Raw genomic sequence first — 25,730 nt, forward strand, 5'->3', positions numbered from 1 at the left:
GAAAAATTGAATACTAAGGTTTTTATCGCTGTATCTATCGCTCTATTAATTTCTGTTTTTGCAAATATAGCATTAGGATTTAACGTGAGCAGCAAGAGCCAAGATAATAAAGAATACCAGGTACTTAATAAAGAATTGAAAGAGCAAATCAAGTCCTTGGAAAGAGGATTAGATGAAGCTGAAGGAATTATTGTTGATGAGAAACTTGCAGAAAATGATGATGCAAAAAAAGTGGTTGAGAATTTCTTCAAAACTCAATATGAATATACATCTAAAACGTATAAAGAGCGTTTTGAAAAAATTAAAGAATTTGTCAATGACGATGTTTACGGTCAATTGACAACAGCAGGGATTCCGGATATTCCTAACGTTAAATTTGAAAACAAAATTAATAATATGAGGCTTTATTTAACAGCTGAAAAAAAAGAGCTAACAGGCTTAGTTTTGATAGATACTGTTTATAAAGTTGAGGGTGTTGAAAGTCCTGAAACAACACAAATATTTGAAGTGGTTGTTGCTGAAACAGATGGAAAACAGCAAATAATTTCTTTGAAGACATTAGGAACATTTGCTTCTATGTCAGAGAGTTAAAAAATTGTAATTAGAGGGAGGATTATTAATGACAATTTTAAATGTAGTAATTGGGGTTATTGTGGTTATAGGAATTGTTGTTCATAATCACTTCAATTTAAAAAATGATTGTATCGGTATTATTAGTAAAAAAGAGAAGGAGGAAGTTAAGTGAAGTTAAAGATTACTATATTTTCAATTCTATTTGTTTTCTTGTTTTACTTTTCAATTTTCATTGCCGGATTTATTCCTTTTATAGCAGAGTATAAAACGGAATTTAGTCCGGGAGTTATTATGGATTATACAAAAGATATTATTTTCCATCCAATTATGAATATCAAGGAAATGCATGTAGCAGCTAACCCTATGCTTTACATATCATTGGGAGCTGCATTTTTCTTGTTCATTTACCTTTTATTAAAGTCTCGTAGTAAAAATTATGAGAATGTTGGAGAGAAATATGGTGTTCAAGGTTCTTCAAGATGGGCAAAAAATCATGAAGTATTTAAAGTGCCTGAACAAATTACCGTTATTCCAAGTAAGAATATGTATAACCAACTTAAAAAGACATTAAAATCAAACGGTCTGTAAGGAGACATTTTGTATATGAAATTATTTAAAATCTCTAAGGGTAAAAAAGAAGAAATTAAATCAGTAGAACATGAATTAATAAATTTCTTAGACACATCTATTCGTTCTAAAGATACTTACTCCTTTTCTAAAAAAAATACAAGCTATAAAGAAGACTATAAGAATCTTTTATCAACAATAACAGCTTTAGTGTTACTTTTAACCCGTAATCGCCAGGGGAATTCGCTTAATATGCATATGATTATGTATCTTGTTGAAGAAGTTGAACAATTACATTTAACAATTTCAGATAATGATTATTTAAAGCTACAATTTCTAATTAAAAAGGCTAACTTAATTCTCGAAAGTTGTTTAGATACTATGGAATTTGCAGAAATAGAAACAAGGAATTATGAAGTTATACAAAGGTTTATTTTTAAAGATGAAAAAGAGCTTTTAAATGAATACTTTAAAATTAATAACACTGAAAATAATGAGGTGAAATAATGGCTGCAATACAAGAAAATAACGCAAGTGGGATTGTGATGGGGTTAAAAGATGGAAAAGCTTTAATCCAGCATGAAAAAAGTAAAATTGCTAATAGGAATTATTACGTTGTTGGTGGGCCGGGTTCTTTTAAAACTCAATCTTTTGTACTTACAAATATGTTAAATATAACGGATTGCAGCATTGTTGTTACGGACCCAAAAGGTGAAGTATACGAGAAAACGGCAAAAATAAAAGAAGCACAAGGTTATGAAGTTAGGGTTGTAAACTTTAAAAATATGGCCTTGTCAGACCACTATAACCCTTTTGGTTACGTTAGGAGAGATTTAGATGCTACAACCGTTGCAAATACGATTGTAAGTGCTAAAAATGATCCTAAAAGAAAAGATATTTGGTTTAATGCTCAATTAGGATTATTAAAAGCGCTAATTCTTTATGCCAAGACAGAATTTCACCCGGACAAAAGGAATATGGAAGGGATTTTGGATTTCCTTCAGGAGTTTGATCCGGAAGCAAATGAAGACGGTGATAGTGAGCTTGACATGAAGTTTATGGCTCTTGATAAGCGACACCCAGCAAGAAGGAGTTATGAGCTAGGATTTAAAAAGTCGCAGGAAAAAACAAGAGCAAGTATTATCATAAGTCTACTTACAACAATTGGTGACTATGTAGATGATGAAGTTGCTGCTTTTACAAGCAACAATGACTTTTTCTTTGAAGATATAGGTACAAGAAAAGTTGCGCTTTATGTTCTGATTCCTACAATGGATTCAACATGGGAAGGGCTTATTAATTTATTTTTTACGCAGATGTTCCAAGAGCTTTATATTTTAGGAGATAAAAACGGTGCGAAGCTTCCTGTACCAACTGTATTCCTGTTAGATGAGTTCCCCAACTTAGGTAAGTTTAATAATTATGAAGAGTTTTTAGCCACTTGTCGTGGTTATAGAATAGCTTGCTGTACGATTCTTCAAAATAACACTCAATTGATGGATAAGTACGGTAAAGATAAAGCTGAATCTATATTAGGGAACTGTGCTATTAAAATTTGTTTAGGGAATGTTAACGACACTACAGCAGCATATTTTTCTAATCTTATGGGGAAAGCAACTGTAAAAGTTGAAACTGGTGGAAGATCCCTTTCACGAGGTAAAACAGGCAGTTCGTCAAGCAGCTCGAATTTTTCTTACTCTCAAAGATCCTTAATGAATGCCGATGAAATCTTGACAATGCCCGAAAAAGATAGTCTTGTATTAATCGCTGGAAAGTATCCGATCAAAGCAAAGAAAGCTATTCAGTTTGAATTATTCCCAGGATTAGTTGATGAATACGAGGTATCACAAATGGCTTATAAAAGGAAAACAAGTGATGCAGCTAAAGAAGCTTATGAAAAAGATGTCGCTGCTTATGAGGATCTTATGGATCAATTAGAAGAAGAAAATTATATTGATGAAGATCAAGAAATTGAAGAGCAATACGCAGCTGAAAATGAGCAAGATGAGGTATTAGCACAAGCTAGAGAAGAAATCGAAATGTACCAAAATTCATTGAGTGTTTTAGAGGCTATGTCTGAAGAAGACGATCTAAAACAAGCAAAATGAGGTGATTAAATGTTTGATTGGGTCGGTGGTAAATTGAAAGAAATGCTTGAAGAAACAATCAATGGCTGGATAGAAGAGTTTATGAACTGGATTCTAGTCATGGTTAATGAACTAGTTTTTAATTTACCTACATCTTCTTTTGTTAATAATGTAATGACATTTTTCGTGTGGTTCACAGGGGTTTTTGCCGTTGTTATTGCTCTTTATAAAATTATAGAGTATATCATTAATACTCAAAATGGAACGCAAGAATATCCTTTGGATGAGATACTTTTAAGAGTAATTAAAAGTGCAGTGGCTATGTTAGTGCTACCTTGGGCGATAAAGATAATTATGTTAGATATTGCCCTGCCGATTGCAAATTATTTCGCATCGGCAGGAACTGATTTTGAAGGAAATGGTGCTTATGCAGTTATTTCAGCTGCACTAGCTGGCAGTGCATTAGCTGTAACTGGCTATGGTGGAGTCGTAGCGATGATTCTTTTGATTTTCTTCGCTATTGTTTTCTTTATGTTTTTATATTCTGTCTGTGTATTTTATGCAGATTATATAATAATGCAAATTCTTATTGCTCCTGTATCTCTTTCAATGATTGCAGACGATAATAACTATTTTCAGGTTTGGTGGAGAGAGCTAATATCGATTGTTGTTTCCCTTTTAATAAAAATATTCTTAATTACATTAATAATTAACATCCTGTTTTCGGGTGGGAATATATTCTTGGCCATTGGAGCCGGAGCGTTGATAATAAAATCACCTTCTGTATTGAAAAATATGTGGTATGGTGGCGGGGGCGCTCGTGCTGCTTCAAGAGGAGCCGGAAACTTAGGCTCAATGGGATCAAGAATGATGCTCATGAAATTCTTGAAGTAAGGAGGAATTTGTATGTTTCTTATCACATATAAAAAGGGTTTAAATGCTGAAAAAAGTAAAATTGAGTTTGACCGCCCACTGACTTTTTTTGATGCAAATGAAATGTTATTAGAAGCTGTCACTAAATATAAACAGTCTGGCCAAAGTATGAAAATAAGTTACAAAATTGTTGAAATGGAATCCGGAGAAAGTGTTTTTAATTCCAAGATTATAATAGATCGAGATATTCCAAGTCTTTTTCAGCTTATAAAAGAAAACTCTAGTACTCCTAAGGTTGTAATTGATTATGTTAAGAAAGTGGAGAATCGAGAAATAAATGAAACAGAAGATTCATTTTCCTTTAATAATCATGTTGAAGAGAAAGTTCGATTAGAACAGTTAAAAACAGAAAAGAATGATATTCTTCAGCAATTAAAAAAGGATGAAAAAGAACGTCAACAGCGAGATATTGAATTTCAGAGAAAAATGCAAGAAATACAGGACGAAAAAAAAGCTCTTGAAAAGGCACTACAATTAAAGGAAAAAGAGGAAGCCGTAAAGGAATCTCAGCGTATTGAAGCTTTAAGGAAGCTAGAAGAAGAAAAAATAAATGCTATGAAGCTCATGGAGGAAAAGCGAAATCTTGATAAGAAAAAGAAAGATGAGCATGAACAGCGATTAAAAGAGGTCGAAGATGAAGCGAAAAAGGCTGAGCTTGAATTGGCCAGTATTGAGACAGAATTAGAAAAAAATGAACTTGAACGAAAAAAAGAGCTTCAGGAACTTGAAACAAAAAAAGTTGAAGCTGACCGTAAGGTTAGTATTTTGAAAGCTGAGAGTGATATAGAGGAAGTTCAACATCAGCAAGACCTCATCGATTACAAGAAGATCGATAAGGTTCAAACTTTGCCACAAGAAAATTATCAGACAACAGTAGTAGTGCCTAAAATGACGTTTAAAGAAAAGCTTCAGGAGCTTGATTTTGAGGAAGTTAAGTCCCTATCAATACGATTGGTCAGGTCGGGGGCGAAAAGCTCTGTAAACGGCAGTAAGAAGGCTTTTGTGTTGATGAAAAACTATCACCTGAAACGGGCAGCCGAAAAACAAGAAAAACTGAAGAATTTAAATAAAAAAGTAGAAATTGAAGAGAAATTAGCTCTTGAAAAAATAAAATTCATGGAAGAGTTAAAAAAAGAAAAGCTAAATCAGGAAAAAGAGTTAAGAAGGGCAGCAAGACAAAAAGAAAGAGAAGAATCAAAGCAAGCTAAAATAGAAGATCGTTATCGTGCTGCCAAAAAGAAAAGCTTAGGACGCATTCCGATTTATGGTAGTGGATCTTTGAAATTTCTCTTCAGTACGGTTGCTTTTGTGGTGATTTCAATCGGATGTATTAATTATTTCAATCTAGGCGATAAATTTCCGATTTTAAGTGAAGTACAGAATTATGTTGAGAATGTTAAAAATATGATTTTAAATATGATTTTAAAAAGCTAGGTTAATACCTGGCTTTTTTTAGTGATATGAAAGGGGATGAGCTTTGGTGAAGGCTGCTGAAGAGAAGCAAGAAAAATTATTTGTTTCCGCAGAGGAAAAAGAAAGAGCCAATAATGTAAATATCCTTGATTATTTATTATCTATTGGGGAGCCGTTAAAAAGTGAAGGTAATAATTTTTACAGACATGAGGATCATGATAGCTTAGTGGTTAATGCAAGAAAGAATTATTTCAGCTGGAATAGTAGAAACGTTTCCGGTAATGCAGTTACTTATTTGATGAATGTCTATAACCTTTCTTTTCAACATGCAGTCAAAAAAATAAATGATGATTTAGGGGATAATGCACTCTCTAGTTTTAAAAAGTCGGAGCCAAGCTATCCGAGCGAATTTAATTATGATGTAAAAGAAGTTAGTTCTACGGAAAATGTCTATAATTATTTAGTTCATGATCGGAAAATAGATCCGGATTTAGTGCAAGCATTCATCAAGGCTGATTTGATTAAAGAAGATTCATATAAAAACGTTGTTTTCAAATGGAAAGAAAAGGGCGAGCTGATAGGAGCCAATTTACAAGGTACAAGAGAGATTCCGGAAGAAAAGAGAATCCATGCTGACCGTTCTTATTTTAAAAAAGTCCTGCCAACTACTAAGGAAGCCACGAACAGTGGTTTTAATTTCACAAGGGGTTATCCTGATAAATTGTACTTTTTTGAAGCACCGATTGATTTATTAAGCTACCTTTCATTAAATAGGTCAAAACTTACAAATTGCAGATTAATAAGTATGGATGGACTGAAGCAGCAAACTGTTTTTCAAACTATAAAAAACACCCTGAAAGAATTAAAGGGAAATGGCCGGGATCTCGAATCGATTACTTTATGCGTGGATAATGACAGTGCAGGAAAAGAATTTATCGATAAATTGCAGAATTATAATCTTCAGTTAAAAGATGGCCGGAGTATTTCAATAAACAGTGATATTCCAGATATGCCGAAAGGACAAATGAAATGGGATTGGAACAATGAGCTTAAATTACGAGTGAATGAAAGCTTAAAAAAAAACGCTGAGAAATCATTAGACCTATAATACGACACTATTATGAACAGTAATAATAAAGTCGTTTCTGTAGTGATTAAAGAAAAAAATACACTATTTTAATAGACTACATGCTACTTAGTTAAGTCTATAGCTACAATTTAAATAATAATGAATAAAAAGAATAATTAATATATAATTTAGAAGAACCAATGTACCTTTATTTTAAACGTGAGTTCTCTTATAGAAACTTTGAAAGTCGTTTGGGGACATTGGTTTATTAATCTTACTAGATACGATATTATATAATTGTGCAGTGACCTTTAGGTGATTCCGACCATTAACTGGACTGGGGCTATTATTCATAGACCTCTAATATTGATGTGAGGCACTCCATTCAATTAGAAAGACGGCACTGCACATTAAATTAAATATAAAACAACGGATTATCCTGTCAATTTCGACAGGTTTTTTATTTTTTTAGAAGGAATATTATGGTTAGTGTCGAATACTCCTCCTCAATAGACTATATAGAGAGATTTTAAAATCAATATAGTGAATAGTGTGCAGTTGAAACTCTAAAAGTGTATGGAGCTAGTGAATCTAGACTCTTTTGTTAAATCTGAGATTAAATATCTGGCGTTATAATCCTAACATGCTACATTGGGCTTAAGCTCTAACAGAAACTTGGATGGTCAGATATAATCATACTGCTTACTGTTCGGAGAGGAAATCATGGAAAATACGATTACTCCTTTTAGTTATGGGAATCATTCAGATAATAAAGGTCAAGATACTCGTAAGTTTTATCAATTTTATGTTGGTATAGATATTGGAGCTAGTTTTCATGTAGCTTCTTGTATTAAATTTGATGCATTTTTAGACCCCAAAGGAATTGCCTGGAAACGAACAAAAACAATGAAATTTAACTCTGATAGCGCAGGAATCGCAGAATTTTTAAAAGCTTTAAAACAAATAGAAGATCAATTTACTATCAACAGAGATGATTTCTTAATCCTATTAGAACCTACTGGTGGACATTATTCCTATTTAGTTCAGCAAGTATTATTGAACGAAGGATATCAACTCTTTCAAGTGGAGAATAAAGCAGTTGGAGAATTTCGTAAGAATAATTTAGGTATCTCAGAAAAATCAGATTCAATGGATGCCAAAGTAATGTCCTATATGGGGTGGCATAAACAACTCCATCCTCACATGCAGGGAGTTACTTTAATAAGACCTCAAACTGTCTTACAATCCTTATTTCGGACTGTCATGCGAGATCGATGGTATTTAAACGTTCAGTTAACTCGAAGAAAAAATCAAGTTCAACAATTATTAAAAGTAACACACCCAGACTTAAATAAAGCATTTAAAAAATTGGCTACTTCTTCAGTAATGAAATTAGTATTAGAATACCCTTCGGGTCTTCACATGAAGGGATCATCGGAAGATGAATTGTATAAGGCAATTTCTAAAGCAGGCGCTAAGAATGTAGCGAAAAAGGCTGCTAAAACACTATCTGAAATTATGCCCCATACAGTGGCTGTACCAGTAGAACATCTAGTAGGAAGGCAGAAATGGGTAATTGAAGAAGCCTTGAGGCTTGAGGAAAGCATTCAACTTATCGATGTAGAAATCCATTCACTTCTTAGAGGAGACCCTGAAAAAGGAATTGAACCACATCCATATACGGAGTTACTTCTTTCTTTTCCTTTTGTCAGTGAAAATATTGCCTGTACCTTAATCGGTGTTATTGGAGATATAGATCGTTTTAATACATATAAAGAATTCAAAAAATACCTTGGTGTATCAGCTGAAAATTCTCAATCTGGAACATCTGTACATTCAACAAAACAAACCTATGGTGGTGTTCGAGATGCACGTCGAGTGCTTTATCAGATGTCCATGATGATGTTAGCGAATGGAAAACGAAAACCAACCGTCTTCAAAGCATATTACGATCGTAAAGTTGACGAAGGAATGATAAAGAAAAAGGCAATTGGTCATCTTTGTGGTAAAATTGCAAATTTGATTTATACAATTTTAAAAAGTGGCCAGAAATACGACCCTAAAATACATGCGGCTGCTTGTGGAATAGAGTGGGATGAAGTGTATAAGTTAGAAGAAAAGCAAGAGCCAGTGTTATTGAATTAACGAAGAAGATTTATTGAATAAAGGTAGAGAAAATATGAAGGTGATGGGGGAATATATTATTGACACCGATTAGAAAAGCCTATGGTTATGTAACAAGAATTAAAGAAGGAAAAACACAGGTATTAGTCTTTCAACATCCTATTACTGAAGCAGGGATACAGATACCCAAAGGCACAGTAAAACCCAAAGAAGACACTTATCATGCAGTCATTAGAGAAATTGAAGAAGAAACAGGGTTGAGAAGTTTTCATGTTGAAAATTTAATTGCAGAAGATTTATGGGAGAACGATGACGGTGCAATACATAATAGGTTTTTTTATAAAATATCTGTATCAAGTGTTCCAGATGAATGGGATTACCAACCAACAGGCGGAGGAGATGAAGAAGGATTAACATTCCATTTCTTCTGGATTTCATCCGAAAATGAAGTTGAACTTATAAGAGGACATGGAGATTATTTGAACCTTATCTTTGATTAACCTTATTAAATAAACGGTGCTTTTCTTAAAAAAGAGAGTATATTTTATACATTTCCCTAAGTCTTTTAAAAAACCAAAAAGCCCTGTTTTCGAATAAAAAAACAGGGCTTTTTTCATACGGTAATATTCACTAGTTTTCTAAAGCACTACACTACATTTAAAAAATAATAAAGTCGTTTAATACTCGAAATGCGTAATAACATTTATTAATATTACTCGCTCAACCCAAACCTAAAAAGCCTGGTCTGCTTGAACCACTATAACCTATATTCTTTTTCGCCCATTTCCGAAATGCATTAATATTACATCTTTTGTAAGGTATTATTTGTTGAGGGTACATTCCTATTTTCGGATTTGATATATAGTGCACTTTCCCTTTTTCACAGTATATAACCCATCTTATATCTATCCCATTTGAGTAAATACTGCCTTGTTCGAATTCATTAGTTTTATCTATGAGTTTCTTTTTTAATCGTTTTTTCATTATTCGCCCCCCAAATGCACAGTATATGTCTGTATTCCATCATCGCAATGTGACATTATTTCTTCAAGTTACTTTAAAACATTATTAACAAAAGGGTGGGTTTCAAAAGTTCCGTAATAATAGGATTCTAACGTAAAAGGTAATGACCTATTTTCTTCATCAATTAAGTATTTAATTGCTTCATCCCATGTAAGATCCTCATAATCTTCATGACTAACAAGTGGCTTCCACTCTCTACATACTCTGAATTGATATTTGTCTGTTTGTTCTCTTTTTATTGTCAGGTTTTCTCCTTTAATTACAAGTTTATCATCATATAGATATCCTATATGGAACTTGTCACTATTCCCTATCTTCTCTGCTTCCTCTTTTGTTTTAGCAGATGAATGAACCAATATTTCCATTTCAAAATTGCCATCATGTAAACCGACTGTAGTAAAATATTTACTCACAAATCCCTCTCCTTTTTGTCACTCTAATGAGTCTTCAAAAAATAATACCTGAAAAGGTCGAGCTAGTGACTGATGATTATGAGTGGGAGTAATGTTCTCCCGTTCTATACCCTTTTGAACTAAACCAGCTAATAGAAGCCCTTCTGTTCTTCAACAATCGGGCGCGATTGTTGAAGAACACTTAGATTTATAAAGACTTTATTGCTAAAGTATCCTTATTTAACAACTTTATTTTACCCCCATCCAAAACAAGACGGGGGTATGTGTGTTGAAAGTATTTAACTTAAACAACTTATTATAACCTTGACATTTCCTTATTGCGGGTGGTGACAGCTTCGCTGGTACTACCCCAATAAATGGAGGTAAATACATTGATGTTGAAAGGAAGAAAAAATGATAAGAGAAGCAACTCAAAATGATTTAATGGACATTTTAAATATCTATAATGATGCCATTCTCAATACGACTGCTGTATACGCATATAAACCCCAAACGCTTGAAAGTAGACAATTTTGGTATGAACAAAAGAAGGAGGAGGGGTATCCAATATTAGTATGCGAACAAGATCATAAAGTGGTTGGATTTGCGACATTTGGTCCTTTTAGAGCATGGCCAGCTTATAAATATTCAATTGAGCATTCTGTATATGTACATAAGGAGTACAGAAAAAAAGGAATTGGGACATCTTTACTGAAAGATATAATCGCAAATACGAAGGAGAGGGGGTACATGACTTTAATTGCTGGGATTGATGCCGCAAATGAAAAAAGCATTACCATGCATAAAAACTTTGGCTTTGTTCATTCAGGTACCATAAAAAAGGCGGGTTTTAAATTCAATAGATGGCTCGATTTAGCTTTTTATCAACTAGAACTTAAAGGGCCTAAAAATCCTGTAGAAGAATAAATTTCGTTGGTATTTATAAAGAATCATTACAGAAAGGCGGAAGTTGCGACTGAATGGAATCCTTCCTGCCAAAGTAAAAGTTCACGTTTCCGGTTATTTAAAATTAATGGGTTAAATTTATACCTCCTCAGCCTTCTTGCTCTGGAGGTTTTTGGCATACCTCCTAGCCAAATACAAAAAATAAAGTAAGCCTGGATGAATAAAAAGATAATAGAAATTCCATAACTTTTTCACAATAATATATGAATACATTCTCCCGAATCCAGGAGACCATACTACTAGTTGCAGAGAAATTCTACTTTGCTTCATTTTATTATTCGTTAAATATGTAAGGCACCTAACATTTTTTTTAGAGTATTCCAAGTATACTCCTAAGTATAAGTTATAAAAACATTTTAAGAGGAGGAATTAATCATGGCATTAGTGAAATTCAATATCGAATCCACATCTCAAAAGGTAACAACTGAGGTGAAGGCGGCAGGAGCTCATACATTTTTTGTAGACGAACCAAAAAACTTAGGTGGGAATGATAAGGGTGCAAATCCATTAAATACTCTGTTAGGCTCTCTTGCAGGCTGTGAAAACGCCATTGCCAATATGGTGGCAAAGGAAATGAAGTTTAATTTAAATGGAATCGACTTCAAAATTGAAGGAGCTTTAGATCCAAAAGGCTTAAGGGGTGATCCATCCGTAAAGCAATACTTCCAAACCCTTACGATTGAAGCACTTGTGGATACTGACGAGTCTGACGAAAGAATTCAAGAGCTTAAAGAAAAAACTGATTCAAGATGCCCAGTATTTAACATTTTAAAGGATACAAACTTTATTAAGATCCAATCTACTTGGAGAAGAAAATAATCTTACTGTTTGTCAAGGAGCCCTTTATGAACTAAGAGGTTTTTTCTTAAAATGAAGAATAAATAAGGTTTGGGTAATCTTGGGATATATACTATACTGGAGGTCTGTTTATGTCAGCACAATATGAATTAGCTACGTTTGCTGGTGGGTGTTTTTGGTGTATGGTTCAGCCATTTGATGAATTACCTGGTATTATAAAAGTAGTGTCAGGCTATACAGGTGGGCATAAAGAGAACCCAACTTATCATGAAGTGTGCTCTAATACAACGGGTCATTATGAGGCAGTTCAAATTACGTTCGACCCAACCGTTTTTCCGTATGAGAAGCTGTTAGAGCTTTTCTGGCAGCAAATTGATCCTACCGATGCTCATGGTCAGTTTGGTGATCGAGGAGAGTCCTACAAAACGGCCATTTTTTATCATACAGGGGAGCAAAAACGACTAGCCGAAGAATCTAAGCAGAAATTACAAGAAAGTAAAAGGTTTTCAAAACCAATCGTGACAGAAATTAAAGAGGCGTCTGTGTTTTATGCGGCAGAAGAATATCATCAGCACTATTATAAAAAGAATTCCTTTCATTATAATAATTATAAGGAAGGGTCAGGACGAGCAGGATTTATTCGCGAAAACTGGAAAAAGCATCAGGCTGAAAACATCAAGAAGCTTAATCCTATTCAGTATCGTGTTACACAAGAAAACGGAACAGAACCACCCTTTCAAAATGAATTCTGGGATCATAAAGATGAAGGGATTTATGTCGATATTGTCTCTGGCAAACCATTATTTAGCTCTCTTGATAAATTTGATTCTGGCTGTGGGTGGCCGAGCTTCACGAAGCCGATTAAGCACCAAGAAGTAATTGAAAAACTTGACACCTCCCATGGAATGAGACGGATAGAAGTAAGAAGCAACTCAGCAGATTCTCATTTAGGACACGTATTTGATGATGGTCCACGTGATAAAGGCGGGCTTCGATATTGTATCAACTCTGCGGCCCTTAAATTTATTCCAAAAGATAAACTACAGGAAGAGGGCTACGAGGAATATCTTGGTTTGTTTCAATAGAAATCTAAAGTCCTTGGGGCTTCTCCAAGGACTTTTTCATTATAAGGCCAATCTGTAAGCTAGGTAACAGTATGAACAATCATATTACTGTTAAATGAGAAGTGGAATACAATCGATGTCCAGGAAGGGAATATGTTGAGATATCGCACCGATGGAAAGTTTCTTTGGACACTTTCTTTAAAGATTAAGCAGAGTATAAATCATAAGATAAAATAGAACAGAAGAGGATCGAGTGATAGAGATATAACCAGCATTGTTATCAATGGTACCTAAACAAAATGACCCCGGAGCTATACCGGGTCCATTTGCCTGGTCGCAGGTGCTTATTAAATCAGATAGTATATCAGAATTTTCACTTGTCAATAATCATATTCAAACTTGAAGCGAAATTTTTAGAAATTTCCACAAACTTTAAAGCGCTTGGAGAAAGCTGAATACTGTGTTTGTGTGCAATACCGACGTGTCTAACATACGACTCATTAATTTTTTTTCGAATAAGGGTATTAGGTGCATGAATTAAAATTGAATTCGGTACGATTGAAATACCTAAATTCTCATTTACCATCGTCAAAATGACTTGGTCAACGGATAATTCATAAACGATATTGGGGTGTAATTTATTTTCAGATAACATGCGTGAAACATCTCGGTCAATGGTCCGCTTTGGCATTATCCATCGTTCATCTTTTAATTGTTCTAGATAAAGTTTATCCTCCTCTGCCAACCGATGATCTTTCGCCATTATGCAAACGAGTTCATCATCAAAAATGGAATCAAAAACAAGATTTTTTGAATGCGGCTTTACTAAAAAACCAATATCGATAATCCCATTATGCAGCCATTCCTCGATTTGATCGTAATCTCCCTCCATCAAACGAATGTGTAAGTTAGGATGATGTTCTGCAAAGTACGCTAATATTTTTGGTAGTAAAACGAAAGAAACACTTGGAAGAATACCAACAGATAATGAGCCTCCGATAAAATTTTTTAAACTCGCCACTACTGTTTCAAGCTGATGCTGCTGTTGTAAAATTTTTGAGATATGCTCATAAATAATTTTGCCTTCGCTCGTCAAAACGATATTGTTGCGATTACGGATAATAAGAGACAGCTCTAGTTCTGTTTCTAAATTGCTGATCGCATGACTAATAGAAGACTGTGTGAGATTCAACTTTAAGCCGGTTTCGGTAAAATTCCCTATATCAACTAGCGTATGAAATGCGACATATTGCGCTAAAGTAACCATCGTAAACTCCTTTTATGAATTTTTTTCATACTCATTCAGCAAAATATTCATTTGATTTATTTTAATGTTCCCTCCTATAATAAAAATAAATCCCGAGTAAATCAATATGAATTATTGGAGGTCCAAATACATGGCAGAGGAAAAGTTGATGATGAAGGCTTTATCCATGGATATTATTACAGCAAAAATGTTTACTGAATTACATCTGTCTATTACGGAAGAATACGGCGAACATGGTTGTGAGTTAGTTCAAATAGGATTAGAATCTTTTGGTTTAAAAGACGCTGAAGCAATGGCGAAAAAGGCGACAGCAGAAGGTGAAAATCATGCTTTCTTTGAATATTTACCAAAAGTTGTAGAAGGAGAAGAAAAATTTGCGGATTTAACGACATATGCACGTTTTTCAAAAATGTTTGCACAAATTGCAAAACAAGTTGTTGATGAATACGGTGAGAAAGGCGAGCAGGTAATAATGCGAGCAGTAGAACGCTTCGGTAATAAACGTGGTGAAGGTATTGCACAACGAGCACGTACAAACGGTTTAGAAAATACTGTAGAAAATTACCTAACTAACTACGATATGGGGCGCAGCGATTTATTTGAAATTGACACGGTTTATAAAAAGAATGAAGTAGAGCAAACATTTACACATTGCCCATTTGGCCAACAATGGGCAGACGATAATATGGGTAAATACGGTATTCTTTATTGCAAAGTAATCGATCCATCCATTGCAAAAGGATATAATAAAAATTTTGAAGTTATACATGATCAATATGTATTACGTGAGGGTCAATGCCATTTCCAATTTCAGCTGAAAGAGTGAGTGTAATGATTAATGCTAACCGACTACTAAAGCATCTTCAAGAATTAAGTCAAATTGGACGTAATGCACTAACAGGCGGCATTAATCGCTTTTCTTTTACACCTGAAGAACAACAGGCTATTGAGCTCGTAACATCATATATGGAAGAAGCCGGCATGACGATCACAGTTGATGCTGTTGGGAACGTTATTGGCACATATGGTGAAGGAAGCGAAACCGTTATGCTGGGCTCTCATATTGATACTGTGCCAGAGGGCGGAAAATATGACGGTGCTTTAGGTGTTCTTGCAGCGATTGAAGTCGTACAAACCATTCATGAACAACAACTATCACTTTCAAAGAAAATTGAAGTTGTAGCGTTTAAAGATGAAGAAGGAACACGCTTTGGCTTTGGGTTAATCGGCAGTCGTGCAATGGCTGGCCTTTTAACATATGAGCACCTACAGAAAACCGATGCATCAGGTATTTCTATTGGAGAAGCAATGAAGCAATCCCAAATCTCACCCGTTCTTTTAGAAAAAATAAAACGTAATGACATCCAAGCATATTTAGAAATGCATGTTGAGCAGGGAAGAGTACTAGAAAACGAAGAATTACCGGTAGGCATCGTTACAGGTATTGCAGCACCATTATGGCTGGAAGTGACTGTGACAGGCGTTAGTGAACATGCTGGTGCAACGCCAATGCCAATTCGTAAGGATGCTTTAGCTGCAGCTAGTGAAATGATTTTAGCAATTGAACAAATGCTCAATGACAGAACCGATTCTGTAACTACTGTCGGAAAACTAATTGTAGAACCAAATGGCGTAAATGTCATTCCGGGTAGAGTTACTTTTACAATTGATATTCGTGATATTGATGAACAAATAATAAGTACTTTGGAGAGTTCCATTTTAAGACAAATGCAAAAGATTGCTGAGCGCAGAAAAGTTACGCTGAAAACAAAGATGATGCAACGCGTAAAACCAACAAAAACAGATCCTATGCTTCAACAGCAGCTTGCAAATAGTATTGAGAAGCAGGGTGTAAGACCTTATTCATTAATAAGTGGTGCTGGGCATGATGCCATGAATATCGCAGCTGTGGCACCAATTGGAATGTTATTTGTTCGTTCAAAAGATGGTATTAGTCATAATCCGTTAGAGTTTAGTTCAGATGAGGATATTATGATTGCAACGAATATTTTTTATGACACAGTAGCAGGACTTACCAAGTAAATTTATATATATAGAAAAAAAGCTTTTGTTCATATATTAACTGTGCCCCGATTTACGGAAAGTTTAACCACTTAGTATTGTTTACTTTAATAAGACGGAGGAATAAAGTTATGCACACGGTTGTATATGTTGAAATTGCCTTATATTTAATTGCGATGATGGCAATTGGAATTTATTTTAGCAAGAAGGACTTATCACATAATGATTATTTTTTAGGTGGAAATAAGCTTCCTGGTTGGGCACTTGCATTCTCTGAGCGTGCTACCGGGGAATCAGCGTATATGTTTTTAGGGGCAATCGGTTTTATTTACGCAGCGGGTTTATCAGGTATTTGGATTTTATCCGGAATGTTTTTAGGAGTTATGGTTTCCTGGTTATTCTTATCGAAACGCTTTATGACCGAACAACAAAAATATAAGGTAAATAGTTTAACAGACTATATTGCTGTCAAATTCCCTAAACATGCAGATATGATTCGCTGGTTAGCTTCGTCTGTTTTGGTTTTATTCTTCGTTTGTTATTTAGCTGCTCAATTTTCAGGTATAGGGAAAACTATTTATTCATTCTCTGGTTTTAATATAACATGGGGAACGATTGTAATCGCCGTAATCATTATTGCTTATTCTTGTATGGGTGGCTTTATGTCTGTCGTTTGGACAGATACGATTCAAAGCTTTTTAATGCTTGCTTCATTCATTATCGTGCCTATTGCAGCTTTCATGGAAATAAAAAATCAAGGATTAAGTATTTCAACTGAGCTTGCGAATATGGGAAATGGTGCAGATAGCTGGGTTGGAGGCTTAAATGGGATTGCCTTAGGGGCCATGCTATTTACAAACCTTTCATGGTTCTTTGGCTGGTTAGGTGGTCAGCCTCAATTAAGCTCTCGTTTTATGGCCATCGCAACGGAAAAAGAGCGTATTACAGGCCGCAATATGGCAATTATTTGGACGCTGATTGTCTATATTGGGGCCTTTTTATCGGCGATTTTCGCTACGACTTTATACAAACAAGCCACGATTGATGATCCAGAGGTGATTTTACCTCATATGGTATTCGATATCTTACCGCCATGGGTTGCAGGAATTATCGTTGCAGGAATTTTAGCAGCAATTATGTCTACTGCGTCATCACAACTACTAGTAATTACAACTTCTATTAGTGAAGATATTATTCACAAAACATTACGTTGGAATATCTCAAGCAGAAAATTGGTTCACCTATCACGTCTTATAGCGGTTATTAGTGGTATTGTGGGCATTATTATTTCACTAAAATCTGGCTCTGTTATTTATAGTCTTGTATCCTTTGCATGGGCAGGTATAGGGAATACATTTTCTGTTATTATCTTATTAATTTTTTTCTGGAAGCGTATTTCAGGTATGGGTGTAATTGCAACGATTATTGTCGGTTTTGTCAGTGCTATAGTTTGGCCGCTTTCATCGCTGGAATCAATTTTATCAGCAAAAGCTGCCACGTTCTTTATTTGCTTAATCGCTGGGATTGTATTCTCTTTAATTTATCCTGATACAGTAAAAGAGACACAGTCTAAATTAGTAAAATCTTAATATGGACCATTATTTTCTTATACAAAAAGGGGCTTGTTTAGAAAGTGTGGATTTGAAGTTTATCAAGACCGGTTCTGGTGAAAATACCACGACAAAAAAAGTTGTAGGTCCATTTTCAAATAACTCTTAGTTGGTTATCCTGAACAGTCTATGTAGGAATTCCACTTTATTTTGGACAGACTCTCGATAAAGTATAGAAAGCATATTTATCACCTTAAGATTTTCTTACTACAAGTTAAATCCAAAAACACTGTATACAAACTCAATTTTGTTGAGTTTGTATACAATCTGAACATTTCTTCTCTGGAGGAAATGTTTTTTATATTTGACAAAATAAAAATCCAAAAATATTAAGATGAGATCTGTAAATGTAACCATCTAACAAACTTTATACTCATTTATGTAAGAGCAAAGTGTGATAACGGGATCACATTTTTTTAGGATGAGGAGAATACTTATGAATGAACATCTTACGTTAAATGAACATTACAAAGGGGTGTAGAGCAATTTAAGAAACAGGTACCACAAAAGATATTAGACAATCTAGCAAAGTCAGTAACAGATTTAATCGACAAGGAAACGTTGGGTGGATTAGCTGTAGGATTAAAGGCTCATAATTTTACATTGAAAAATTAAATAAGAAAAAAAGTAACTCTAACAGAGTAGTAGCTGATTTTTTTGCTACATGGTGTGGGCCTTGTAAGATGATCGTACAAGTATTAGAAGAACTTGATCAGGATATGGGTAATGAAGATAAGGTTGTGAAAATTAATGTCAACCAAGACCAAGAAACGGCTAATAATTTTGCTGTATTGAACATCCCGGCTCTATTAGTGATGAAAGATGGCGAAGTAGTAGATACACTTGTTGGTTATAGACCAAAGGAAGCACAGGAAGAAGTTCTCAATAAACACATCTAAACAGCAATATCATCCGAAAGTAGAGATTTCGATCTTTTTGTGTAAGGTACATGACATTTTTCTTTTTCGGTTTCCTATATACTCGAGTTGCAAGGATGATTCGATTCATGATTAAGAAGAAAAGGAGAGGAAATATTATGAAGAACATGATGAATGTAACAGAGAATATTCGAGCAGTTGTAAAAGAAGCTCAAATAGAATTATTCTTTAGAGATGAAAAGATAGGAACGATCTCCATTTCTCCTGATGAGCAAAGAAAATTAGAGCTTCATCAAGATTATGTGATGGAAAATGGGAAAATATTTAAATATATGGAGCATTTACAAGGAGGTCACCCTAAAGCATATGTCGAAGGCTGTGACCTTGGTTGGTGTTAAAATTTCTTTAAGGGGGCAGATACAATGAATGTAAAATTTTCGGATAGAGCAGTTGAGAGATTAAACCAGGAGCCTGCCATTGCTTATCAATTGAACCCTAGTCTGGGGGGCTGTTCCATTGGAGCTGATTGGGTGACATTTGTCGGGATGAAGGAGCTAGGTTCAGAGATGGAACAACAACTCCTTTCTACAAACTTTAAGCCAGTTTTATTGGGACATAAATCAGATCATTTATTTGATGAAGACTTAGTATTGGATTTTAATCCAAGTAAGTCCACGTTTATCTTAAAAAGTAACAGTCAAATCTATACGGCGTATATGAAATTAGAATATCGAAATTAAGAATGATACAAATCAAGTAACTGCCCTGTAAGATTACCTTGATTTGTATTTTTTTAGGAGTGATTTAATTGGATACAGTGACGTTTGGTATGGGCTGTTTCTGGGGACCTGAGTCACGTTTTGGCTATCACCCTGGAGTCATCAGAACAAGAGTTGGGTATGCGGGAGGTAAAGAAGGTCAGCCTACCTCCAAAAACACGTTAGATTATACAGAAGCTTTACACATCCAATATGATTCAAATCTACTGAGTTTAGATCAGATCTTGACTCAATTTTTTGAGCAGCATAATACAACGAGAGCTCCTCGTTCGATTAAGTATCGTTCTGTCCTGTTTTATCAAAGTGAGGAACAAAAGGAAAAGATGCTTCAAAAAGTAGAGCACATCAAGCAGTTTCATGGTCGCTGCTATACCTCTGTTGAGCCTCTTGACGCCTTTTATCAGGCTGAAATCCGTCATCAAAAGTATTATCTTCAAAGATGGAAGCCTGTTTATGAAACGTGGCAGCAGCTTGAGGGAAAGGAATACCTAGTTGATTCAACCCTAGCAGCCAGGTTAAATGGCATTTCAAAAGACTGTGGGTCACTTCAAGAGCTAATGCTGGAATTTTCGGATTCAGGCTACCATACTCTTTGGTCAGTGATCGAAGAAGTATTAAAGGAGACGAAAAATCCGGCACGTGAAGCGTGTGATAAAGTATGTAAGAGTAAATGAAAAGCGGCCTAAACTAGGAACTAGGGCTGCTATAGTTTTATAGACTTCTTAAAGCACGTAAAATATCATTTGGCTCAAGGCGATACATGAAGTTTGGATTTAAAAGCGGTTTCTCCAGTTTCATCTATCATAAACGTAGCCAGTATTGGTAAGATCCAGTTTACTTTCCCATTGAAGGATTCTAAATCTAAGTCGATCTTTTCATAATCATCTTTTAAATAATCAGGAACATCGAAAAGCACATTATACTTCACTGAAACGATTCCTCTCGGATCCTTAACACTTGAAAATCTAATTCGTTTTTCTCTTGCATGGATAGTGTATAGTCCGGTGTTTTGGACCGATTGCGAAAAGCTTTGCGCCTAGTTCCTGTATTCGGGTAGGATCCCTTGTTAGTCTTTTAATTGACGATTACAGAAAGGTACCGATCCGCGGTAAAACGTTAGCACTACCGGACCTTTTTCCAGCTCTTCATATAAATTAATGTCCTTGCCAAGGTGATTTTTTAATGGGTAGTCCTTTGCTTTCTCGCCTTCTGCGATCCAAGTGACTAACCCTGATTCCTTTGCCTCTTTTATGGTACGCGTTCAAATGTCTGCATCGCCTCAAATGGGCTAAGCTGCTTTGATTTGCTAGAGGTAACACCTAATTCAGAATTTAAACTCATGTATGATTCTCCTCTCATATTGGATAATTTTATTATGTCTCCTACTCTTGAAAAAAATATAAGCCCCCTTACATTTACTTTTAAGCTTACGGTGTAAAATAATGAATAGTAATATGAAGTCAATTTGTATCCAGTTGACAAGACAACTAATGAAGAAAAGGAAGAGTGAGTAGGATATGACTTTATATATTTTGCCAAGCTGTTGTAAATGTGAGGAAGTGATAAAGCTATTTGACAAGCTAGGAATAGATGTGACAGTGATTAATATTTTTGATAACCTAGATATAGGGAGGTCACTAACTTTAGATAAAGGTCTACCACTGCTAGAGCTGAATGACGAATGGTTAGATTATGAGATGATTATGAAACGATATAAAAGTGAGGGTTAGACATGGATAAATTAATGCTTCTTTCGCAAATTAATATATTTGATGAGCTTCCAAAAGAAGAATTAAAAAAATTAGATCAAGTAACATTAACGGCTCCTATTAAAAAGGGGACGATCATTCTAAGTCCAACTCAACAGCTAAGGTCGCTATTTTTCTTGAAAAAAGGGCAGGTTCGTCTATATAAAGTATCTTCTAATGGAAAGGAATTCACGGTTGATCTTTTAAGTGAGGGAAATGTGTTTGGAGAAACATCAAGCTTTTCATTAACAGAGTCTGAAATTTATGCAGAAACGATGGTCGATTCGTTTGTGTGCACATTAACAAAGGATCAATTTGAGGATTTTATACGTCAAAACCCAGCCATTGCCATCAATCTCATTACCATTTTGACTTCAAAGCTTAAAGAAATGTATCAAATTACCGAAAGTATTGCTTATAAAGATGTAAAGTATCGAATTGTTCTTCTTCTCATGCAGTTAAGTAACCGCTTTGGTGTGAGAAGTGGGGAGTGGCAAACTATCGAGGTGAAAATTACTCAACATGATATTGCCAGTATGATCGGCTCTTCTAGAGAAACGGTCAATTTATTTTTAGGCGAATTAGAGAAGGAAGAAGTGATTATGAAGAAGCCTTTAAAAATTAATACAGCCTTGGCTAAGGAATTATATGAGGTGGATGAGGGCTAATTGTCTTCATTGTATATCACTAAACGCAGAGGGAGTACCTCTGCGTTTTCTTATGTGCGCCCGGCATGGGTGCAGTCTATAGGTTGCAAGTCCCGAGCCATGAAGGCAGTAGTAGTGGAGGCATGTTACATAACATTTGATATTAAAACAAGCCTTGCAATTAATATTAAAGGGTTTAGTTCAACTAATTTCGAAGAATTTACTGTATCTGATAAAAATTTTGGGTATAATGGAGATACAGCAAGTCGGTAAAGGGCAGCGGCCATTCCCTTGTAGAAAGGGGGTGACGCTGGTGATTACAATAGCAGACGCACTAGGGTTAATGATAGCATTCGCTTCCCTCATCGTTGCAGTAATCGCGGTTACGAAAGGAAAAGAGTAACCCCCTCTTACCCCCGACCAAGGCGTTAAGAAAGTGGTTACTCTTTTTTTTGAGCTAACAGTCAACTTTTACCGCTAAAAGTCGCTGCTCTTTATGCAGTTTGCTGTGCTGAAAGGTCTCTGGTTCCCGCCAGTGGCCTTTTTTTATTTTGTCATATTATATCTCTATTATACCCACAGTTTTTAAATTAAACAATGATTTGAACAATATTATCTGAGATTTCCGAAGCAGATGCGCCGAATTTTTCTTTCATACATAACATCCCTTACCTTAATTCGATTTATGGGGACCGATGACCAATCTCAAAGTACATTTCCTTTTTTTAAAACTGCTTATTTAGACTAGTATCCGGGAGTTTTTACAAATTATTCAAAGGGGCAAGAATCTCGCTAGGAATTTTTCGAACCCACATCCAAAAGTGTTGTAGAAAATTTTCATTCTTACTTTCGGAAGGTAACACGAAAGGGTGCTTTTGTTCAATGATTGAAAATTTTGCGAAAAAATAGTGTTTTGCCAAGGAAAAGAATGTCTGCTTGTGGCAAACGAGAAGTTGCATTTTACTTTGTCAGCGTTCACATGCCAAACAGTATGAAAACCTGACATAATTGACAGGCTAAATCTTCTAATGAAATAAAAAAGAATTATGTTCGGTATAATACAAATTAACGCATTCATAAACCTTGCTGAAAAAGTGCCCAAACCCTTGTTATATATGGGGTTTTGGACTTTTTTTAATTAAATCATATTTAACTTTAAGAAGGATTGATCCTTATTTAAAGGAATTTGTCTATTCAGTTTTGGAATCTTACCTATAGTATCACTAAAAAACCTTTTTTGCAGAAAGAAGATAATTATGGAAGATGCAAAGGAACTATGCTAACGGGTAAATGCAGCGGCTTGCAGGCAGCTTTTTCTTTCATATTAAACTGAGGGAGTTGAATAAATTAAATGGTATAAAAGATACACAAGTTATTCGAAAAAAGTTTAAATAAGAAGTATTAGGCAAATCATAAGTAGAAGGAGGATTTGAAATGAAATTTACTATTCGTATTTTCTTCAGGGAAAACTTTAATAATTCAATATTTGAAAGAGAGCTAAAAAAATCCTTAGAGGAAATTAGTGTATCTGTTACAAGTATTAATTTTAATCAATTTGAAGAAAAATACATACATAATAGAAGGAATATTATTGAGATAAATGTTGAAGTTAAAGGGGAATATATCGATTACAGAACCATTTTTGGTTGTGTATTTTTAGTAATAGATGACCTTTCTTTAAATTTATCTGGAATAGATATAAATGAATAATAGGCTTACCTAAGTGTTTTGTATTTCTAAATTTCACCTAATAAAAATTGTTTATTAAAGGAGGGAATTATGAAAGAATTTATCATTTCATATATAGAAAATAAAATTGGTGGTCATAAAAAGGACATCCTCGTTGTGGGCGAAGACTTTCAATCATGCTATGAAGAGCATATTCAAAAATATCCATCCATGGTAGGTATTGTTCAGCAATTTAATGAAGAGCACGAAACCATGAATTTTCTCCGCCCTAACAAAATTCAATTAGAAAAAGTAACTGACGAAATCTTCGAGGAAGAAGAGAAAAAAAGAGAATTTTATGATGGATGATATATATCCATATTTCAGACCGAAGTGTTGACCATTTTATCAATGTTGCAAGCTATGGTCAACCACCACTATTCCTATGGTGAAAGTGTAATATTGAATATTAAAGATACATAAAAAGAAATTAATAAAGGAGAAAGAGCTAGCTTTAAAGTTTAGCTCTTTCTCCTTTATTGGTCCGTAAAGTCAGTGTAAGTAAATGCTTTAACAGAAAAGTGGAGATCTTATGGCTTCACGCAAGCCATTGGTTAATAAGAATTATTGGATATATTTCCTTCCCAACAATTTAAACTCCTTTTGTTTCCATGCCATTTATGGAGTAACTTACACGAATAGTTGCGCTTAATGAATGGGCCACTGTACAATATTTATCTACTGAAAGCTGGATGGCACGAACAACTTTCTCTTCAGGAAGGTCACCTTCTAATGAATAGTGAATGTGGATATCTGTGAATTTTTTTGGGTGATCGTCTGCCCTCTGACCTTCCACATCCATGTAAAATTTAGTAGGCTCCAATCGCATTTTTGCTAAAATAGAGATAATATCAATACCTGTACAGCCTGCTACTGCATTAAGTAGTAATTCAGTGGGTCTTGACCCACTATTTGATCCCCCTATTTCTTCGCCAGCATCCATTTTTATTTCATGACCGGATGGTGTTATACTCGAAAACGCCATTTTATTATTCCAATTTAGTTTGATCTTCATTGTTTTAAACCTCCTCGTTCTTCTTAAACATATACGTAGTTAGTATAACCGCTCTTAATAATATTTCCAGTTAGATATATTTTAAAATGTTTGGTCCATAAAAAAACACCTTCCTAACTTTAGTATGATGATTTGGAAAAATTATTTGTGTTTTACGAAGATGATCGTCCGTTTTATATTGAATTTTGAATAGGCTTAAATATAAATACTAATATATGCTCTCTAGCTATTCCTCAATTTGTCGCTTTTCTTTAGCAATGAAAATGCCCTTACTTATGTAAAAGATGCGTATAGGAATGTTTTTTCGTTGGCGTACAATACTCAATAAATTAAGTCCGGTGGTTCCTTAACAAGAAACTTTGCTTTCTTCATGTCGAAATTTGATTGGTGTATCTTATTGTGCAGTCTGTGATGGGGCCTTTGTTAGAGGCAAGGACCTTGTAGTAGTGGGGGGAGGAGACTCCGCTGTAGAAGAGGGTGTATACTTATCGCTTCGCAAATAAGGTGACAATAGTTCATCGCCGTGATGAATTCAGAGCTCAGAAAATTCTACAGCAACGTGCGTTTGGTAATGAAAAAATTGAAGTTATGTTTAATACAGCCGTTAAAACCATTAATGAGCAAAATTGAAAAGTAGTATCGACGGAAAATAGCGCTGAAAAAGAGTTTACTATAGATGGTGTATTTATCTATGTCGGAATGGTTCCACTAACAGTACCATTTAGGAAACTTGGAATCATGAATTCAATGGGCTACATTGAGATAAATGATCGAATGGAAACAAAAGTGGAAGGCATCTTTGCTTCAGGAGATGTTCTTGAAAAAACATTACCTCAAATTGTAACCGCAACTGGTGATGGTAACATTGCCGCACAAAGTGGCCAGCAATACGCAGAAGAGCTATTGGGAAATTTATAAGCTAAATGAGAAAGTGAGTATCTCTTCGAACAGAGGAGATTTTTTTTGTATTGAAAAAATTTTGCCAGCAATATTCATAAATATAATTACTAAATGTTAGCCACCTAAC

General features: G+C 34.8%; 31 protein-coding genes and 1 pseudogene. 27 read left to right on the forward strand and 5 right to left on the reverse strand.

Annotation, left to right across the window (positions count from 1 at the left end):
• The first annotated feature begins 6 nt into the window (after positions 1 to 6).
• From M3600_RS18800 to M3600_RS18840, 10 genes are all read left to right on the forward strand, one after another.
• A complete protein-coding gene (locus M3600_RS18800) occupies positions 7 to 591 on the forward strand; it encodes a hypothetical protein (RefSeq protein WP_251647056.1) in 585 nt (194 codons plus the stop codon).
• A 28-nt stretch (positions 592 to 619) separates the two neighbouring features.
• Complete coding sequence (locus M3600_RS29020) at positions 620 to 745, forward strand: hypothetical protein (RefSeq protein WP_255301646.1); 126 nt, start codon at positions 620 to 622, stop codon at positions 743 to 745.
• Entirely contained in the window at positions 742 to 1,161 is a 420-nt protein-coding gene (locus M3600_RS18805) for a hypothetical protein (protein ID WP_098798496.1), read from the forward strand. The genes M3600_RS29020 and M3600_RS18805 overlap by 4 nt, the downstream gene beginning before the upstream one ends.
• A gap of 15 nt (positions 1,162 to 1,176) precedes the next feature.
• Entirely contained in the window at positions 1,177 to 1,647 is a 471-nt protein-coding gene (locus M3600_RS18810; protein ID WP_098798497.1) for a hypothetical protein, read from the forward strand.
• The gene (locus M3600_RS18815) at positions 1,647 to 3,248 is read left to right on the forward strand and encodes a VirD4-like conjugal transfer protein, CD1115 family (RefSeq protein WP_098798498.1); all 1,602 of its coding nucleotides are present in this window, start codon (positions 1,647 to 1,649) and stop codon (positions 3,246 to 3,248) included. The genes M3600_RS18810 and M3600_RS18815 overlap by 1 nt, the downstream gene beginning before the upstream one ends.
• A 9-nt stretch (positions 3,249 to 3,257) precedes the next feature.
• The gene (locus M3600_RS18820; RefSeq protein WP_251647057.1) at positions 3,258 to 4,121 is read left to right on the forward strand and encodes a conjugal transfer protein TrbL family protein; all 864 of its coding nucleotides are present in this window, start codon (positions 3,258 to 3,260) and stop codon (positions 4,119 to 4,121) included.
• 12 nt (positions 4,122 to 4,133) lie between these two features.
• The gene (locus tag M3600_RS18825) at positions 4,134 to 5,594 is read left to right on the forward strand and encodes a hypothetical protein (protein ID WP_098798500.1); all 1,461 of its coding nucleotides are present in this window, start codon (positions 4,134 to 4,136) and stop codon (positions 5,592 to 5,594) included.
• Between the two features lie 46 nt (positions 5,595 to 5,640).
• Positions 5,641 to 6,681 carry a DUF3991 domain-containing protein gene (locus M3600_RS18830; protein ID WP_098798501.1) on the forward strand — a complete coding sequence of 347 codons (1,041 nt, stop codon included), beginning with the start codon at positions 5,641 to 5,643 and terminating at the stop codon, positions 6,679 to 6,681.
• Between the two features lie 684 nt (positions 6,682 to 7,365).
• Entirely contained in the window at positions 7,366 to 8,787 is a 1,422-nt protein-coding gene (locus M3600_RS18835; RefSeq protein WP_098799150.1) for an IS110 family transposase, read from the forward strand.
• 59 nt (positions 8,788 to 8,846) lie between these two features.
• The gene (locus M3600_RS18840; RefSeq protein WP_098799151.1) at positions 8,847 to 9,266 is read left to right on the forward strand and encodes an NUDIX hydrolase; all 420 of its coding nucleotides are present in this window, start codon (positions 8,847 to 8,849) and stop codon (positions 9,264 to 9,266) included.
• 220 nt (positions 9,267 to 9,486) lie between these two features.
• Here M3600_RS18840 and M3600_RS18845 read toward each other — a convergent pair whose 3' ends face one another.
• Together M3600_RS18845 and M3600_RS18850 are read right to left on the reverse strand one after the other, a co-directional pair.
• Positions 9,487 to 9,750: a hypothetical protein gene (locus M3600_RS18845; RefSeq protein WP_098799328.1), complete on the reverse strand. Its 264-nt coding sequence runs from the start codon at positions 9,748 to 9,750 to the stop codon at positions 9,487 to 9,489.
• Positions 9,751 to 9,818: 68 nt separating this feature from the next.
• Positions 9,819 to 10,202 carry a hypothetical protein gene (locus tag M3600_RS18850; RefSeq protein ID WP_098799329.1) on the reverse strand — a complete coding sequence of 128 codons (384 nt, stop codon included), beginning with the start codon at positions 10,200 to 10,202 and terminating at the stop codon, positions 9,819 to 9,821.
• 393 nt (positions 10,203 to 10,595) lie between these two features.
• Between M3600_RS18850 and M3600_RS18855 the strand changes: the two genes are divergently transcribed.
• From M3600_RS18855 to msrA, 3 genes are all read left to right on the forward strand, one after another.
• Entirely contained in the window at positions 10,596 to 11,108 is a 513-nt protein-coding gene (locus M3600_RS18855; protein WP_098797303.1) for a GNAT family N-acetyltransferase, read from the forward strand.
• Between the two features lie 414 nt (positions 11,109 to 11,522).
• The gene (locus tag M3600_RS18860) at positions 11,523 to 11,966 is read left to right on the forward strand and encodes an OsmC family protein (protein WP_098797301.1); all 444 of its coding nucleotides are present in this window, start codon (positions 11,523 to 11,525) and stop codon (positions 11,964 to 11,966) included.
• A gap of 110 nt (positions 11,967 to 12,076) precedes the next feature.
• Positions 12,077 to 13,030 (forward strand): peptide-methionine (S)-S-oxide reductase MsrA, encoded by a 954-nt coding sequence (msrA, locus tag M3600_RS18865; RefSeq protein ID WP_098797300.1) that lies wholly within the window; start codon positions 12,077 to 12,079, stop codon positions 13,028 to 13,030.
• 352 nt (positions 13,031 to 13,382) lie between these two features.
• Here the strand turns inward: msrA and M3600_RS18870 are convergent, their stop codons facing one another.
• The gene (locus tag M3600_RS18870) at positions 13,383 to 14,276 is read right to left on the reverse strand and encodes a LysR family transcriptional regulator (RefSeq protein ID WP_098797299.1); all 894 of its coding nucleotides are present in this window, start codon (positions 14,274 to 14,276) and stop codon (positions 13,383 to 13,385) included.
• 130 nt (positions 14,277 to 14,406) lie between these two features.
• Between M3600_RS18870 and M3600_RS18875 the strand changes: the two genes are divergently transcribed.
• The 7 genes from M3600_RS18875 to M3600_RS18905 all read left to right on the forward strand — a co-directional run bounded on the left by M3600_RS18875 (position 14,407) and on the right by M3600_RS18905 (position 20,239).
• Positions 14,407 to 15,102, forward strand: a complete 696-nt coding sequence (locus M3600_RS18875) for an L-2-amino-thiazoline-4-carboxylic acid hydrolase (RefSeq protein ID WP_098797298.1) — start codon at positions 14,407 to 14,409, stop codon at positions 15,100 to 15,102.
• Positions 15,072 to 16,319 carry a Zn-dependent hydrolase gene (locus M3600_RS18880; RefSeq protein ID WP_251647058.1) on the forward strand — a complete coding sequence of 416 codons (1,248 nt, stop codon included), beginning with the start codon at positions 15,072 to 15,074 and terminating at the stop codon, positions 16,317 to 16,319. Before M3600_RS18875 ends, M3600_RS18880 begins: the two co-directional genes overlap by 31 nt.
• A gap of 110 nt (positions 16,320 to 16,429) precedes the next feature.
• The gene (locus tag M3600_RS18885; protein WP_098797297.1) at positions 16,430 to 17,887 is read left to right on the forward strand and encodes a sodium/proline symporter; all 1,458 of its coding nucleotides are present in this window, start codon (positions 16,430 to 16,432) and stop codon (positions 17,885 to 17,887) included.
• A 623-nt stretch (positions 17,888 to 18,510) separates the two neighbouring features.
• A complete protein-coding gene (trxA, locus tag M3600_RS18890) occupies positions 18,511 to 18,807 on the forward strand; it encodes a thioredoxin (protein ID WP_098797296.1) in 297 nt (98 codons plus the stop codon).
• Positions 18,808 to 18,944: 137 nt separating this feature from the next.
• Positions 18,945 to 19,184, forward strand: a complete 240-nt coding sequence (locus tag M3600_RS18895; RefSeq protein ID WP_176551072.1) for a DUF2553 family protein — start codon at positions 18,945 to 18,947, stop codon at positions 19,182 to 19,184.
• Positions 19,185 to 19,208: 24 nt separating this feature from the next.
• The gene (locus tag M3600_RS18900; RefSeq protein ID WP_098797294.1) at positions 19,209 to 19,526 is read left to right on the forward strand and encodes an iron-sulfur cluster biosynthesis family protein; all 318 of its coding nucleotides are present in this window, start codon (positions 19,209 to 19,211) and stop codon (positions 19,524 to 19,526) included.
• Between the two features lie 77 nt (positions 19,527 to 19,603).
• A complete protein-coding gene (locus M3600_RS18905; protein WP_243856316.1) occupies positions 19,604 to 20,239 on the forward strand; it encodes a peptide-methionine (S)-S-oxide reductase MsrA in 636 nt (211 codons plus the stop codon).
• A gap of 74 nt (positions 20,240 to 20,313) precedes the next feature.
• Here the strand turns inward: M3600_RS18905 and M3600_RS18910 are convergent, their stop codons facing one another.
• The gene (locus M3600_RS18910; RefSeq protein WP_098797292.1) at positions 20,314 to 20,493 is read right to left on the reverse strand and encodes a hypothetical protein; all 180 of its coding nucleotides are present in this window, start codon (positions 20,491 to 20,493) and stop codon (positions 20,314 to 20,316) included.
• 589 nt (positions 20,494 to 21,082) lie between these two features.
• Between M3600_RS18910 and M3600_RS29385 the strand changes: the two genes are divergently transcribed.
• The 6 genes from M3600_RS29385 to M3600_RS18935 all read left to right on the forward strand — a co-directional run bounded on the left by M3600_RS29385 (position 21,083) and on the right by M3600_RS18935 (position 23,997).
• Positions 21,083 to 21,295, forward strand: coding sequence for a glutaredoxin domain-containing protein (locus tag M3600_RS29385; RefSeq protein WP_098797291.1), 213 nt, complete (start codon positions 21,083 to 21,085; stop codon positions 21,293 to 21,295).
• A 2-nt stretch (positions 21,296 to 21,297) separates the two neighbouring features.
• Positions 21,298 to 21,981 carry a Crp/Fnr family transcriptional regulator gene (locus M3600_RS18915; protein WP_098797290.1) on the forward strand — a complete coding sequence of 228 codons (684 nt, stop codon included), beginning with the start codon at positions 21,298 to 21,300 and terminating at the stop codon, positions 21,979 to 21,981.
• Positions 21,982 to 22,233 (forward strand): hypothetical protein, encoded by a 252-nt coding sequence (locus M3600_RS18920; protein WP_251647059.1) that lies wholly within the window; start codon positions 21,982 to 21,984, stop codon positions 22,231 to 22,233.
• 40 nt (positions 22,234 to 22,273) lie between these two features.
• A complete protein-coding gene (locus M3600_RS29230) occupies positions 22,274 to 22,363 on the forward strand; it encodes a putative holin-like toxin (protein WP_220182010.1) in 90 nt (29 codons plus the stop codon).
• A gap of 1,031 nt (positions 22,364 to 23,394) precedes the next feature.
• On the forward strand, positions 23,395 to 23,670 hold the full coding sequence (locus tag M3600_RS18930) for a hypothetical protein (protein WP_098797288.1): 276 nt from the start codon (positions 23,395 to 23,397) through the stop codon (positions 23,668 to 23,670).
• A 69-nt stretch (positions 23,671 to 23,739) separates the two neighbouring features.
• Positions 23,740 to 23,997 (forward strand): hypothetical protein, encoded by a 258-nt coding sequence (locus tag M3600_RS18935; protein ID WP_098797287.1) that lies wholly within the window; start codon positions 23,740 to 23,742, stop codon positions 23,995 to 23,997.
• Between the two features lie 283 nt (positions 23,998 to 24,280).
• On the opposite strand, the gene M3600_RS18940 is transcribed toward M3600_RS18935, so the two are convergent.
• Positions 24,281 to 24,703, reverse strand: coding sequence for an OsmC family protein (locus M3600_RS18940; RefSeq protein ID WP_098797286.1), 423 nt, complete (start codon positions 24,701 to 24,703; stop codon positions 24,281 to 24,283).
• Between the two features lie 386 nt (positions 24,704 to 25,089).
• On the opposite strand from M3600_RS18940, the pseudogene M3600_RS18945 reads away from it, so the two are divergent.
• Positions 25,090 to 25,621: pseudogene (locus M3600_RS18945) on the forward strand (FAD-dependent oxidoreductase); the annotation flags it as partial.
• Positions 25,622 to 25,730: the final 109 nt, after the last annotated feature.

It is taken from the genome of Niallia sp. MER 6 (genome assembly GCF_023714395.1).
Classification (GTDB): Bacteria; Bacillota; Bacilli; order Bacillales; family Cytobacillaceae; genus Niallia.